The organism is uncultured Legionella sp. (genome assembly GCF_937871865.1).
GTDB lineage: Bacteria > Pseudomonadota > Gammaproteobacteria > Legionellales > Legionellaceae > Legionella.
Map to the genome: position 1 here is coordinate 44,131 of NZ_CALMPD010000215.1, position 15,362 is coordinate 59,492.

Below are 15,362 nucleotides of genomic sequence, written 5' to 3' on the forward strand. Positions count from 1 at the left end.
AAAAAATTCGTTCCTACATACAATAGTAACCCTCTCCCCAACCCTCTCCCGCGCTCACCCTTCAGTCAAATTGCCCAGTCTCCCATCGCGGGAGAGGGAGTTTCGTGACATTCCCACAGAAAATTCATTACCCCAATAACATCAATACAAATGAACAAGCAGGCTCAAACAAGAAAAAAAGCACAACATACAAAGTATGTAAGCTTTTTGCAAAAACACACAACACACTGAACGGGACAGATTTGAGTGCAGGTTAAACGATCTCGGATAGAAAAAAAGCGCAGCATACATCAGTATGTGAGCATTTTTTTCTATCCGAGATCGTTTAAGATGCGCCAAAGATGCCCGTTCAGCGAACAGGCTTGCAGTAGGTTTCCTTGACCGTGAACGCTAAAACCAACGCAACCAAAGAACATAAAGGCAATAATTTTAATCCGGCCTGAAAGTCTGAAAGCAGCAAAGATTCAACATTATAAGCTCGCGGACCAGAGACCATATCAACCATACGACCAACCAGAGGTTGCATCAGAGCACCGACAAAGATAGAAGTCATATTAGTAAAGGCGATAGAAGTTCCAACTACATTTCGCTCATGTAGTTCTGTTGAAACTGCATAAGCAATAGCCACTCCTGTATTGGTTAGACCGAAGGCAAAAAAGAGAAGATATGCGGTAGTCTGATTCATAGTTGGGCTAAATACAAACAGAGTAGTGAAAATCACTCCGAACACAGCAGAGAGAATCATCAATGGCTTGCGACGTCCCATTTTATCAGATAACCAGCCTGAAATTGGACCACTAATACCCCAGCCAATAAAAATCAAGCCTGTTGCAAAAGCAGCAGAATGCGCACCTAGCCCACGACCGAATTGTAGATATGCCGGCCCGATTGCTTCACCAATTACTGCAGTCGGCCCAAACAAGAATCCCGCATAAAGCGCGTTTAACCAGGTTTGGCGGCTTGATAGAATAATTTTCAAACTATCCAGTATACTGATTCGCTCAATTGAACGTACTTCATTACGATGTGAGCCAGGTCTATCTTGCACAAATTGATATAAAAGACCAGCTAAAGCAATAAAGAGAAAAGCGATAATGAGCATACTATGTCGCCAGCCAACATTACTCACTAAAAAGGATACAGGAGCCTCTCCAGCCGCAGCTCCAAGCATGCCTAAAGACTGAGTTAAACCGGCGAGTAAGCCAAGCATAGTAGGTGGAAACCAGGAAGTTGCCAAACGAAGAGAACAAACAAAGGCAAACGCTGCACTAAAACCAATAAGCATCCGACCGATGGATGCCATCATCAAACCATCTGCCAAGCCAAATACGCAACAACCAAATGCGGTGACCAGTGACATGATGGTAAGTAACCAACGAATACTCAGCCGATCTACAGTCAGACCAACAGGAATTTGCATAAGAATATATGGGATGTAAAAAGAGGCAGTTAAAATGCCGAAGCCTGCCTCATTAATCCCAAAATCCATTTGTAAATAACGGTGCATTACCCCGGGTGCAACACGAGCCAAATAATCAGAAAAATAAAAAGCAGCTGCGAGCCCCCATACTAACCAGGCAAATCCCAAATTATTTTTTTGATTATAAACTTCTACTTTAGATGCATTTATTTTGTTCATAAGCTCTCTACTTATAACTGCCTTATTCAATTTCCAATGTAAATCATATGAATTCAATCATTAGAATAGCTGGCTATAGATACTCTTAACTAATACGTTGTTCTGAATGAATCAGATATACCTAATTGGCAAGCCCATGTTCTATTGCAAGACCTGCATGTTAAATTTTGCAAGAGAAACAATCAGTTACATGCTGTATTTATTCCAATGCTGGGCAATAATTCAACAAAATCAAACGTACATTATACTGTTGTGGCCAGTTATTTCAACACAAAGTTTGATTTCATTTTATGGATGTTAGCTATACAAACCAGAGTCAGTTATAATATGCTTTTTATTAAGATTTATAAAATGAACAGTCTGAATCTGGCGATTAAAGAAGCATTAGAAACTTCTGGAAATACTAAAGAAGCGAATAAAGCTTATCTCGAATTTATTAAAGCAAATTTTATTATTCCTATCGAAAATCATTCAAATGACGATAATCCGGAAGTATTATTTTTGCACGATGGAAATCAATCGTTCCTTCCTGTATTTACTGAAATGAGCTATCTGGATGCTTGGGCGGCAGAAATTAGCAGTAATATAAAATTGCTAAAATTATCCGGGGTTGATTTACTAAAGGGCCTTGGAGAAAACGTGACTGTTTGTCTTGACATAGGCAGTACGCAATATAAGGAATTTAATCCTGCAGAAACAGCCAGGATGAGATCAATGGTTCTAAAGTTATTTAAAAACTAGTACCTCGCCAACATTAAGTTTATGGGCACCAAAAACAATGCAATTGATTGCTAGCCTGACAATATAGTAGGCTTTTTTAAATACTCAATGATTTCTTCAATTGAAGATGCATTTATAAATGCTCTTCAATTGAATACACCACATCACGCAACCAGTTCTAATAATTGATAACCAACTATAGCTGAAGCGGCTATCGCACCACTAATTTCAAAGACTAAAGATAAAAAACTATGTTTCTGGCAATAGTGTTGATCATTTGCGGCCTGTTCTTTACTAATATAAGCATCCTCATTTTCAAGAGTGCTTAAATCAAACAAGGGTTTCTCTCCATATGCACCAGCCCACCAACCTTCCAGCCATTGTTCTGCTTCTTGAGAGCCTTCGCGGAAAGGATTTTCTCCCTCTTCGACCTCAGAAAGTGCACATTCATAACCAAATATATAACACTCTTCGTAACTTGGATGTTCAATGTTAAATCGTAATTTAATATGTGGTAATAAGGCTGTCGTGTCGTTCATTATAATATCCTCTCTATGTATCCAATATATAATTTCCAATATTCAACTGTGGGTACTCCTGGTTATAGATTAAAGCTTTGTGTTCAATTCATGCTTCTCAAGCAATGAATTGGTACACTTAAATCAATTTTACGACTAAAACTTACTGCCTGCTTTCAAAGATAAAATATTTACATATTCTTGACAAAAATCCTTTTTTACTCCGAAAACAAAATCAAACAGAATTTTTTTCTTTGATTTTCTTTATAGAATGCAACTATCAGGCCAACTTTTTAAACGGTTATTTATTTTGAGATCTGCTCAGAAATGCAGGCTAGGTTTATACTGAAGCTACAAGATGTTTTACATTATTTAACATCGATGCACTGTTCAATTATAAATCAACGATGTAATCAAATGACTCGTATCATTTAATAATTTACAAAAAAATTACCTTATTGTTTTAAGAAAATTACACACAAAGTACGAGTAAAAAATGAGTTGCCATCTTAACGGCAAAGCCGGCAGCACTAGCCCCAATTATCCCATTTAGCAGGCGGGTACAGGTGCCGCATTTGATTTTTATGTTGCATGGCAGCAACTGTGTTGCCGGGGCATGGCAAGCGCTCAGTACTCACTTAAAGTGCCATAGAGGAACAGAACTATTCCTCTTCCGGCAATTTCTGTCGACTAAGGAGCAAGCCTTCGTACCAACCAACCATCTCCTTTGCGAAAATAGTGAATGCGATCATGCAAGCGGTTGTCTCTGCCTTGCCAAAACTCAATTTCATCAGGAATAACCATATACCCACCCCAATTATCAGGGCGCACCACAGCCTCTTGGCCATGCTGTTCAATCAAATTATTTAATGCCAGTTCCAAAGCAGCTCGGTTAGTAATTTCCTGACTTTGCGGAGATACAATTGCACTGAATTGACTCTTTATTGGTCTGGAGGAGAAATAATCATCAGACTGTTCCCTGCTTACTTTTTTAACTCGTCCCCGAATGCGAACTTGCCTTGCCATCTGCGGCCAATAAAAATTGAGTGCAGCATAAGGATTTTTATTGATTTGCATGGCTTTAGCGCTTTGATAATTGGTGTAGAACAGAAAATTCCCTTCATCCAACCCTTTTAATAAAACCACTCGCGTATCAGGGCAGCCTTTATCATCAACGGTTGCCAGCACCATTGCCGTTGGATCATTTTTTTCATTTTGCAAAACATCGTCAAACCATAGTTTAAATTGGGCAATAGGCTCAGATTGGGCTGATTCTTCACTTAAACTGAGTTCACCATAATCGCGTCGTATATCAGCAAGACTTCTAAAGTTTGTCATAAAACACCTGCTTGAAAATAAATTATCGGCAATTATACGCTTAAGAATTACTTTTTTGCGAGGAGTAAAAATAAGAAATTAAAAAGAGGAGTTGTGCTTATTAAAGGGGATGAAACGGTAGCAACGTTATTGTACGTTGCTACCTTAAATTTACCAGCCGGTTACTTCAGCAATTGCATCACCTAAATCAGCAGGAGAACGTACTGTTTTTACACCAGCAGCTTCAAGCGCTGCGAATTTCTCTGCTGCAGTACCTTTTCCACCGGAAATAATAGCACCAGCATGCCCCATACGTTTGCCTGCAGGAGCTGTAACGCCTGCAATATAAGAAACGACTGGTTTACTAACATGAGATTTAATATATTCAGCAGCTTCTTCCTCTGCAGAACCACCAATCTCACCAACCATAATAATCGCCTCAGTTTGAGGATCCTTTTCAAATAAAGCTAATGCATCAATAAAATTAGTTCCAGGAATCGGATCCCCACCAATACCGATGCATGTACTTTGTCCAAACCCTTTATCAGTAGTTTGCTTCACGGCTTCATAAGTTAAAGTACCAGAACGTGACACAATACCCACTTTACCAGGCAAATGGATGGAGCCAGGCATAATTCCAATCTTGCATTCTCCTGGAGTGATAATTCCTGGACAGTTAGGACCTATCAATCGAGCCTCTGTATTATTTTCCAAATAAACTTTTACCTGTAACATATCTAATACAGGAACACCTTCAGTAATACATACTATAAGTTTTATACCTGCCTCAGCAGCTTCAAGAATAGAATCTTTACAAAATGGAGCTGGGACATAAATAACGCTGGCATCAGCTCCAGTCGCTTCAACAGCATCACGCATGGTATTAAACACTGGTAATCCTAAATGCAACTGACCACCCTTGCCTGGCGTAACACCGCCAACCATTTTCGTACCATAAGCAATCGCCTGCTCGGAATGATAGGTTCCTTGTTTGCCAGTGAATCCCTGACATAGAACTTTGGTTTCTTTATTAACTAATACACTCATTGCTAACCTCGTAATTTTGTGGTGTTGCAGCTTATAGTTGAGTCATAGACCCGCATATAATTTATTTCATGCTCCAACTGTAAATTTAAGCCCTTCAAAAAATTGTAATTAAGCGACTGCCGCTACAATTTTCTTAGCCGCATCAGTTAAACTGGTTGCAGCAATCACATTCAGATCGCTCTTATTCAAAATCTCTGCGCCTAATTGAGCATTATTTCCTTCAAGACGAACGACAACAGGTATTTTTACATCCACTTCTTTAACTGCAGCAAGAATACCGTCGGCAATAAGATCGCAACGAACAATTCCGCCAAAAATGTTAACAAGTATCCCTTTAACTGAGTCATCAGATAAAATAATTTTCAATGCTTCACTAACCCGCTCTTTAGTTGCACCACCACCAACATCAAGAAAGTTTGCTGGTTCACCACCATGAAGTTTAATCACATCCATAGTTGCCATAGCAAGACCCGCACCATTAACCATACATCCAATTGTTCCATCCAGCGGGATATAATTTAATTCCCAATCACTGGCACGATTTTCACGAGCGTCTTCTTGTGAGGCATCACGCATGCTTTTCAACTTTGGCTGTCTGTAAAGAGCATTACCGTCTACAGTAACTTTACCATCGAGACAAATTAACTGACCCGTCTTGGTAACTACTAATGGATTGATTTCAAGTAAGCTTAAATCACACTCGACAAACATTTTACCCAATCCCATCATTAAATGAGTAAACTGTCTTATTTCATCGTCTTTTAAACCCAGTTTAAATGCTGTTTCACGGCATTGAAACGGCATGACACCAACTAAAGGATCCATAACTACCTGGAATATTTTCTCTGGAGTTTCTTCTGCAACTTTCTCAATCTCAACCCCACCTTCTGTAGAAGCCATGATCACAACACGACGTGTGGCTCTATCAACTACCGCACCAAGATACAATTCACGATCAATATCACATGTTTCTTCAACCAAAACTGAATTTACGGGTTGGCCTTTTGCATCAGTCTGATAAGTAACCAGATGCGTTCCCAATAAAGACTTCGCTACAGCTGCTAATTCATCTTTTGTAGAAACTAATTTAACACCACCCGCCTTACCTCGTCCGCCTGCGTGAACCTGGGCTTTAACAACCCATCGAGGAGTAGATAATTGTGATGCGACCTGCAAAGCATCTTCAACAGTATAAGCTACTTCACCACGAGGAGTGGGTAAATTATAACTTGCGAATAGTTGCTTGGCTTGATATTCATGTAAATTCATTGTAGTTACCTTTCTAAAAAACAAAACCCGTCTAGGCGGGTCTTGCAGTTAAATGCGCTGATTAAACATTAAGTAAAAGACGAGCTGGATCTTCCAACAACTCTTTAACACTAACTAAAAATTGTACTGAATCCTTACCATCGATCAAACGATGATCATAGGACAAAGCAACATACATCATAGGACGAATTACTATTTGTCCTTTTTCCACAACAGGACGATCTTCTATTTTATGCATCCCTAAAATACCCGTTTGCGGTGGGTTAATGATTGGAGTAGCTAGCAGAGAACCAAACACTCCACCATTAGTAATAGTAAACGTGCCTCCCTGCATCTCTTCCATAGACAACTTGCCTGTTCTGGCTTTAGTAGCAGCATCATTAATCGACAGCTCAATCTCTGCCATGCTCATCTGATCGGCATCTCTAATCACGGGAACAACTAATCCTCTTTCAGTGGATACAGCGATTCCAATGTCATAGAAACCATGATAAACAACATCCTGCCCGTCTATAGAAGCATTTACAGCGGGAAATCTTTTTAATGATTCAACAACCGCTTTAGTGAAGAACGACATAAAGCCAAGCTTTACTCCGTGCTTCTTCTCAAAATTATCTTTATATTGTGCACGCATATCCATAACCGCTTTTAAATTAACTTCATTAAAAGTAGTTAACATGGCAGCATTATGCTGTGCTTCAAGCAAACGCTCTGCAATTTTGGCTCTTAATCGAGTCATGGGAACTCGTCTTTCTTCTCGTGCACCCATTGGAGCAGCAGCCGGAGCTTGTGCTTTTTTAGGTTCAGCTGGCTGCGCGGATTTATCCCTATTGGATTCGATATAAGAAAGAACGTCGTCCTTGGTTATTCTGCCATCTTTGCCTGAACCTTGAATTTGTCCAGGTTGCAAGTCATTTTCAGCAAGCATGCGTCGCACAACCGGACTGGTAGATCTATCTTCACTCGCAAGTGCGACATTAGTGTCCGCTGCTTTTTCTTCTTTTGCCGGAGCTGGAACGGCTGCCCCAGATGTGATCTTAGCCAGAAGCTCTCCTGAACCGACAGTATCACCTACTTTATAGATGATTTCAGCAAGGATGCCATCTGCAGGTGCTGGCACTTCAAGTACTACTTTATCTGTTTCCAGATCCACTAAATTTTCATCGCGCGTGACTTTGTCACCCACTTTTTTATGCCATGCAGCTACAGTTGCATCAGCTACTGACTCGGGTAGAACAGGTACTTTGACTTCAATAGACATGGTTATACCTTCTCATTTTATATTGTTTAAACTCATTTATTACCTAATAAAGCCTGCTCAACCAAAGCAATTTGTTGTTGAGCATGCAAAGCTGGGCTGCCAACTGCGGGCGCAGCGGCAAATTCTCTACCTGCATAACGCAGGGTTTGTTCTGGGTGTAGGCAATCTCGCATATTATGCTGAGAAGAAAACCATACGCCCTGGTTTTGGGGTTCTTCCTGACACCAGACAACTTCTTTGGCTTTTGGATATTTATCCAGTTCAGTCATTAAGGCTTTTTTAGGAAACGGATACAATTGCTCAATACGTATTATAGCTACATGATTCAACTGCTTATCACGACGCATTTGCAGTAAATCATAATAAACCTTACCGCAACATAAAACCACTTTAGTTACTTTGGATGCAGCCAAATCATCAATTTCAGGAATAACCGTATAAAATTTTCCTTTATTTAAATCTTCTAAAGGAGACACTGCCAGTTTATGGCGTAATAAACTCTTGGGCGTCATCACTATCAGTGGCTTTCTAAAGTTACGAAGAACCTGTCGGCGCAATAAATGGAAAATCTGCGCTGGAGTTGTTGGCGTGCATACCTGAATGTTATGCTGGGCACAAAGCTGCATGAAGCGCTCTAACCGTGCTGATGAATGTTCTGGACCTTGTCCTTCATAACCATGTGGTAATAGCATCACCAGACCACATAAACGACCCCATTTTTGTTCGCCAGAGCTAATAAACTGATCAATTACGACCTGGGCACCATTTGCAAAATCACCAAACTGCGCTTCCCAAATGACCAAATGCGATGGCTGTGACGATGCAAAACCATATTCAAAAGCCAGAACTGCTTCTTCAGATAAGACTGAATCAATGACCGTGAAATTTCGTCTTGGATCAGCAGAGATATGCTCCAAAGGAACAAAAGCATCTCCGGTTGCTGCATCATGTAATACTGCATGACGATGAGCAAAAGTACCGCGTCCGCAATCCTGACCGGATAATCGTACTCCATACCCTTCTTCCAACAGGCTTGCATACGCCATAGTCTCAGCGTACCCCCAGTTCATCGGAATTTCACCCAGAGTCATTTTTTCACGTTCAGACAATAAACGTTGAACCACTGGATGCACTTCAAAGCCTTCTGGGATCTTATTAAGCTGCTTTGTCAGCTTGGCTAATTCACTTTTACTGATCGTAGTATCTGCTTTGTCGGTCCATTTTGCGTTCAGGTAAGGAGTCCAGTCTATAGCATATTTCCCTTCATAATCATCATGAACAACTTCAACTACAGCCTTGCCATGATCCAAACCATCTCTATAAGCATCAACAAAAGCATCTACTTGATTTTTAGTTACGATACCGGCATTAACTAACTGCTCACCATAAATCTCGCGCAATGGTCGCATGGACTTAATCTTTTTGTACATGAGCGGCTGAGTTACCGCGGGTTCATCTGCTTCATTGTGGCCATTGCGTCGGTAACAAACCAGATCAATAACTACATCCCGTTTAAATTTCATTCGGTAATCAAAAGCAATCTGCGTTGCAAAAATAACGGCTTCAGGATCATCTCCATTCACATGGATTACAGGAGCCTGGACCATTTTAGCCACATCGGTACAATATAAGGTGGAGCGTGCATCAATAGGGTTACTGGTAGTAAAACCGATTTGGTTGTTGATGACTATATGAATAGTTCCACCCGTAGAATAACCACGCGCCTGAGAAAAATTAAAGGTTTCCATTACAACGCCTTGCCCAGCAAAGGCAGCGTCCCCATGAAGCACAACAGGCACCACGGTATCTTTTTTAGCTAAATCGTTGCGACGCTCCAACCGTGCGCGCACAGAACCTTCAACCACTGGCCCAATAATTTCCAAATGAGATGGATTAAACGCTAAAGCCAAGTGCAACGTGCCACCTGATGGTGTTTTGATATCAGAAGAAAAGCCCAGGTGGTATTTTACATCCCCCGTACGCTCATATTTTACCTTGCCCTCAAACTCCTGGAATAATTGTCCTGGCTCTTTACCCAAAACATTCACCAGCACATTCAATCGGCCTCTATGAGCCATTCCAATCACAACGTCCTTGACTCCATCCCTACCAGCATTGTTAATAATTTCCTTCATCATCGGAATGAGAGAGTCGCCTCCTTCTAAGGAAAAGCGTTTTTGTCCTACATAACGGGTACCTAAATAGCGTTCCAGACCATCAGCTGCAATGAGGTCTTTTAAAATACTGACCTTTTTAGCGTCATCATAATGAGGACGACCGCGCACAGATTCCATTCGCTGTTGTAACCATTCAATTTCATCATTATCCGAAATGTGCATGTATTCAATACCGATGCTACGACAATAAGTATCATGCAGTGCTTTATATAGCTCGGATAAAGACAGCTCGGGGCCGTTAAAATTGGTACCGGCAAAAAACTTGCGATTCTGATCTACGCCGGCAAGATGATGATGAGCCAATTCCAATCGAGATACATTAGTTCGCTCAGTCATACCCAGAGGATCAAGTTGAGCAGCTAAATGCCCCAGAGCTCTGAAGTCATTGATTAAGTTAGCAACCTGATATTGTTGGCTGTCTGCAGTTTGAACAACATGCCCGACTTTCTTGTCCGCATTCTGCAAAAAATACTCACGGATGTCTCTATGAGATACATCGCCTGCGGCATTATTTGATTTGGGCAATGCGTCAAACACAGCCCTCCAATCAGCTGATACCGAGTCAGGATCAGCGAGATAATCCTCATAAAGGCTATCTACATAAGCCATACTTCCACCAGACAAAAAGGAAGAAGCCCATTCATTTTGCAGATTGGAACTGCTCATTGTTCTCTCCAAAGGGTTTACCCAGTCATTTTAGCAGCCATATTCAAATTATGCTGAACGATTAGCAGTCTAATAATGACATAACACTGGTTATGCCATGCTCAAGAGCACTATTAACTAATCGTCCACCTAAACTCAAATCTGGCTGTTACTCAATTCTGTGGTGATTTTATATCAAGTTTCTTGTGTCAACATTTGCGTGCGAATTTTAGCAATCGCCTGCGTTGGATTGAGTCCCTTCGGGCATACATTCGTGCAATTCATAATTGTACGGCAACGAAAGACACTGAATGGATCCTGTAGCTTATCCAGACGATGTTGTGTTGCGGTATCACGGCTGTCGGCTAAAAACCGTCGAGCTTGTAACAAACCTGCTGGGCCAACGAATTTTTCCGGGTTCCACCAGAATGATGGGCACGAACTGGTGCAACAAGCACATAAAATACATTCATACAGTCCATCAAGTTGCGCACGTTCCTCGGGAGATTGTAATCGTTCCTGAGCAGGTGCTACTTCATCATTTTGTAAATAAGGTTCAATACGTTCATATTGTTGATAAAATTGACTCATATCAACGGCTAAATCTCGTATCACAGGAAATCCTGGCAATGGACGAATTACTATCTTATCGGTATTTAATTGCGTTAGATGAGTAATACAAGCCAGTCCATTAGTTCCATTGATGTTCATGCCATCAGAACCACAAACCCCTTCCCGACAAGATCTTCTGTAGGTTATTGAAGGGTCTTGTTCCGCTTTCAAACGCTCAAGCAAAGTAAGCACCATTGGATCGCTTTTTTCCGGGATTTCCAGCACATAATCTTTCATATAAGGCTCGGCATCCACTTCAGGATTATAGCGATATAGCGAAAGAGTTATTTTTTTACTATCAGTCATTATATATCCTCTTTAGTATACGCGTTCTTTAGGTTCGAAAGGTTCAACATATTTAGGTGATGTATTCACAGGACGATAGTCAATTACCTCGCCTTCTTCAAAATACAGCGTATGTTTAATCCAGTTCGCATCGTCTCGTTCAGGATAATCTTCCCGGCTGTGAGCCCCTCGGCTTTCGGTGCGGGCAATAGCTGACTGTGCCGTAGCGTAAGCAGTAGCCATTAAATTATCTAACTCCAATGCAGTAACACGTTCCGTATTAAAAACATGGCTTTTATCTTCCAGTTTAGCGTGCGCTAATCTATCGCGAAGTGCTTGCAGTCGTTTTAAGCCAGACTCCATTACTTCGCCTGTACGGAATACACCAAAATCTTCCTGCATTACACGTTGCATTTCATCACGAATCACTGCCGGGCTTTCACCATCGGTAGAATGTTCCCAACGCTCATAACGCGCCATTGATGCAGCAACATCATCTTCACTGATGTAAGGCATATCGGGTAATTGATTGGATTGCCATAACTCTTCAACATGTAAGCCTGCTGCGCGACCAAAAACCACCAAGTCTAACAGGGAATTACCACCTAAACGGTTTGCTCCATGGACAGACACACAAGCACATTCGCCAACGGCATAAAGCCCTTCAACCAGATGCTCTTCGCCATTTGTTTTGGTTATCACCTGACCATGCATATTGGTTGGTATTCCCCCCATACTGTAGTGGCATGTTGGAACTACAGGTATTGGCTCTAAAATAGGATCCACACCAGCAAATTTCATGGATAATTCACGAATTCCAGGTAGTCGCGACATAATAAGATCGGCACCTAAATGGTCCAGTTTTAATTTAACATGATCAACGCCTTTAGGATCAAAGCCTTTACCAGCCCTGATTTCAAGAGCCATAGACCGTGCAACCACATCTCGTGATGCAAGATCTTTTACACGCGGAGCATAACGCTCCATGAATCGTTCGCCGTCTTTATTAATCAGGTAACCACCTTCACCTCTGCAGCCTTCTGTAACCAGAGTACCCGCGCCGGCTATGCCGGTTGGGTGAAATTGCCACATTTCCATATCCTGCAATGGAATACCCGCTCTTAAAGCCATACCAAAACCATCGCCAGTATTAATAAATGCATTAGTAGTTGACTGGTAAATTCGACCAGCACCACCAGTCGCCAGAATACAGACTCGAGACTGGAAAAAGACCACTTCACCTGACTCGATATTCATAGCAGTCACACCGGCAATACGCCCATGGCTGTCTTTGACAAAATCAAGAGCATACCATTCACTAAATACGTGAGTTTTTGCTTTTACATTTTGTTGATACAAGGTGTGCAATAAAGCATGACCTGTTCTGTCTGCTGCCGCACATGTTCGCGCGGCCTGCTCACCACCAAAATTCTTTGACTGGCCACCAAATTGACGTTGGTAAATTTTACCATTATCCATTCGTGAAAAAGGTAAGCCCATATGCTCCAGTTCATAAACGGCTTCTGGTCCAGTTTTACATAGGTACTCGATGCAATCCTGGTCGCCAATATAGTCGGCTCCTTTAACCGTATCATACATGTGCCAACGCCAATCATCGACATCAGCATTTCCCAACGCTGCGGTAATACCACCTTGGGCTGAAACTGTATGAGAACGTGTTGGAAATACCTTTGATAAAAGTGCCACTTTTAAACCGGAATTAGCTAACTGCAATGCGGCTCGCATACCAGCACCACCAGCGCCGATTATTACCGCATCAAATTCATTACGTGGAATTGCCATGCTCATTGTCCCCAAACAATCATTAAGCCCCAGATAAACTGACTAAGGAGCCATAAAGCTACTATCAATTGTACCGATAAGCGCAGTGCGGTACATTTCATATAATCGGTTGTTACTGTCCAAATACCAATCCAGGCATGCAGAGTAAGTGCTAGCAATCCTACTGCGGTAGCTATTTGGAATATAGGGTTAGTGAACAATAATTGCCATTGTTCAAAATTCAAATCAGGATGAACAATAAGGAAACCCAATAAAAAAATGGAATAAACTGCAAAGTAAACTGCAGTAACCCTTTGAATCAACCAATCTTTTAACCCATTGCCTGTTAAACTAGTGACATTAGTTACCATATCCAGATTCCTAGAATAATTGTCGAAATGACCGCAAGAACTATAACTAAAATAGAGGTGCGACGGCCTGTTTCCAGATGCTCCCCCAAGCCCATATCCATCAGAATATGTCTGATTCCTGCTAACACATGATAAGCCAGTGAAGCACTAAATGCCCACAGAACCAACTTGTACACAGGATTAGAAATCATTATTTTCATCTGGAGAAAACTGTCTGCAGAGTGCAATGACTGTCCCAGAATATATAGCATAAAGGGCAACAATATAAATAAAAGTATTCCTGAAATCCTATGTAATATAGATGCGATTGCCATAGGCGGGAATTTCATAGTACTTAAATCAAGATTAACCGGTCTCTTCTTGTTCACTATTGGTTTCTTCCTCATTAGAAAATGTTGTAAATAGAACAAAATTCTAATACAACTCGAATAAGCTTATTCTCATCTCTATCCGTTGTGATGATTATTTTCCCTAAAAACTGTATTTTTATCGACCTGATGCTCATCAAAAAGCTAAAATCAGGGCGCGATAGTACAATTTAGAATAGCTAAATATCAATACATGCTCGCGAAGTATAGCACTCTGTTTTTAACACGCAAAGTTAAGTCGATAAGTAAAATTGACAGACAACTGGCCAATTATCAAAACCAGTACTATTATTAAACAAAATATCCATAAGGAAGTCTGGATGCTAACTAAAAGGCCAATATACAATCAACAATTAAAATGTGTAGCCTTCGAAATTTTAACGTATCAAAATCTAAAAATAAATGAAGAAGTAACCAATAATTTTTTTGAGTTGATAAATAACTCAGATACTCAATTGCCGTTGTTTATTCCGTTCGCAATGAAAGCATTACTGGAACAATTTGTTCCTCCTATTAAAAATCCAGTGATTTTAAAATTGCCCGCCGAAGAAATTGAATCAATCTATTCACTGTCTGAACTTGAAAATTCACTGTTCTCCATTGCGCTACTCATCAATACACCACAACAACTGACATGGCTGAATTTTGCTGAGTATATTGGATTAACGGATCAATTAATGAGCCAAGCCGACGTGAACAAAGTAGTGCAATACAGCAGAGCAAAGCAACGAAAAGTTATAGCATATGGTATTGCGCAACAAAAAAGCTTTGATAAATGCAGGGCGATGACCATGGATTACTATTGCGGTGATTTTCTCTTTCAACCGATTGAGAGCGACGAGTGTGAAATAGCTGCGAATAAATTGAACTTATTACAACTGATTCAAAACTTACAAAAAGACGATTGTGATTTCAATAATGTTTCAGACATTATCCAGAACGATCCTCTGTTAAGTTATCAACTGCTAAAAATGGCAAACTCCATCGGATTTTCTGGCGGGCCAGCTATAGAGTCTATTGATCAGGTTATAGCTCGATTGGGATTAATTAATCTTAAAAACTGGGTGATGCTCTTTTCTATGAAAAATATATCAGATAAACCTGTAGAAATATTAGAATCAGGGCTGATAAGAGCTCGAATGGCAGAGGAACTGGCAAAGGTTAGTCCCAGCATCAACAGTCAAAGCGCCTATATTGCAGGTTTATTATCGATATTGGATTGCTTATTAAACAGACCCATGATGGAATTAGTCTCTCAAATTACTTTATCAGAAGAAATTAAAAAGGCTTTGTTGCATTCACAAGGCTCACTTGGAACATTACTTGCCATGGTCATCGCCTATGAAAAGGG

Annotated in this window: 14 protein-coding genes; 3 read left to right on the top strand and 11 right to left on the bottom strand. The window is 40.7% G+C overall.

The features are described from left to right. Positions 1–104: 104 nt before the first annotated feature. Positions 105–257, top strand: a complete 153-nt coding sequence (locus tag Q0495_RS11555; protein ID WP_298626420.1) for a hypothetical protein — start codon at positions 105–107, stop codon at positions 255–257. Positions 258–349: 92 nt separating this feature from the next. Here the strand turns inward: Q0495_RS11555 and Q0495_RS11560 are convergent, their stop codons facing one another. Beyond that, positions 350–1,639, bottom strand: coding sequence for an MFS transporter (locus Q0495_RS11560; RefSeq protein ID WP_298626423.1), 1,290 nt, complete (start codon positions 1,637–1,639; stop codon positions 350–352). A 351-nt stretch (positions 1,640–1,990) separates the two neighbouring features. Between Q0495_RS11560 and Q0495_RS11565 the strand changes: the two genes are divergently transcribed. Beyond that, positions 1,991–2,380: an SseB family protein gene (locus tag Q0495_RS11565; protein WP_298626426.1), complete on the top strand. Its 390-nt coding sequence runs from the start codon at positions 1,991–1,993 to the stop codon at positions 2,378–2,380. A gap of 143 nt (positions 2,381–2,523) precedes the next feature. Here the strand turns inward: Q0495_RS11565 and Q0495_RS11570 are convergent, their stop codons facing one another. The 10 genes from Q0495_RS11570 to sdhC form a co-directional block, all read right to left on the bottom strand. Continuing rightward, positions 2,524–2,898, bottom strand: a complete 375-nt coding sequence (locus tag Q0495_RS11570) for a transmission trait enhancer LetE (protein WP_298626429.1) — start codon at positions 2,896–2,898, stop codon at positions 2,524–2,526. Positions 2,899–3,567: 669 nt separating this feature from the next. Then, positions 3,568–4,215: a pyridoxamine 5'-phosphate oxidase gene (pdxH, locus tag Q0495_RS11575; protein ID WP_298626432.1), complete on the bottom strand. Its 648-nt coding sequence runs from the start codon at positions 4,213–4,215 to the stop codon at positions 3,568–3,570. Between the two features lie 150 nt (positions 4,216–4,365). After that, positions 4,366–5,241 (bottom strand): succinate--CoA ligase subunit alpha, encoded by an 876-nt coding sequence (gene sucD, locus Q0495_RS11580; RefSeq protein WP_298626435.1) that lies wholly within the window; start codon positions 5,239–5,241, stop codon positions 4,366–4,368. 108 nt (positions 5,242–5,349) lie between these two features. After that, complete coding sequence (sucC, locus tag Q0495_RS11585) at positions 5,350–6,510, bottom strand: ADP-forming succinate--CoA ligase subunit beta (protein WP_298626437.1); 1,161 nt, start codon at positions 6,508–6,510, stop codon at positions 5,350–5,352. A gap of 61 nt (positions 6,511–6,571) precedes the next feature. After that, positions 6,572–7,771 carry a 2-oxoglutarate dehydrogenase complex dihydrolipoyllysine-residue succinyltransferase gene (gene odhB / locus Q0495_RS11590; RefSeq protein WP_298626440.1) on the bottom strand — a complete coding sequence of 400 codons (1,200 nt, stop codon included), beginning with the start codon at positions 7,769–7,771 and terminating at the stop codon, positions 6,572–6,574. 32 nt (positions 7,772–7,803) lie between these two features. Continuing rightward, positions 7,804–10,614 (bottom strand): 2-oxoglutarate dehydrogenase E1 component, encoded by a 2,811-nt coding sequence (locus Q0495_RS11595; RefSeq protein WP_298626443.1) that lies wholly within the window; start codon positions 10,612–10,614, stop codon positions 7,804–7,806. A gap of 174 nt (positions 10,615–10,788) precedes the next feature. Further along, entirely contained in the window at positions 10,789–11,511 is a 723-nt protein-coding gene (locus Q0495_RS11600; protein ID WP_298626445.1) for a succinate dehydrogenase iron-sulfur subunit, read from the bottom strand. Between the two features lie 12 nt (positions 11,512–11,523). Then, positions 11,524–13,293, bottom strand: coding sequence for a succinate dehydrogenase flavoprotein subunit (gene sdhA, locus Q0495_RS11605; RefSeq protein WP_298626448.1), 1,770 nt, complete (start codon positions 13,291–13,293; stop codon positions 11,524–11,526). Between the two features lie 2 nt (positions 13,294–13,295). After that, positions 13,296–13,643, bottom strand: a complete 348-nt coding sequence (gene sdhD / locus Q0495_RS11610; RefSeq protein WP_298626450.1) for a succinate dehydrogenase, hydrophobic membrane anchor protein — start codon at positions 13,641–13,643, stop codon at positions 13,296–13,298. Further along, a complete protein-coding gene (gene sdhC, locus Q0495_RS11615) occupies positions 13,637–14,011 on the bottom strand; it encodes a succinate dehydrogenase, cytochrome b556 subunit (RefSeq protein ID WP_298626453.1) in 375 nt (124 codons plus the stop codon). Before sdhC ends, sdhD begins: the two co-directional genes overlap by 7 nt. A 320-nt stretch (positions 14,012–14,331) precedes the next feature. On the opposite strand from sdhC, the gene Q0495_RS11620 reads away from it, so the two are divergent. After that, a partial coding sequence (locus Q0495_RS11620; protein WP_298626456.1) for an EAL and HDOD domain-containing protein occupies positions 14,332–15,362 on the top strand: 1,031 nt, incomplete at its 3' end.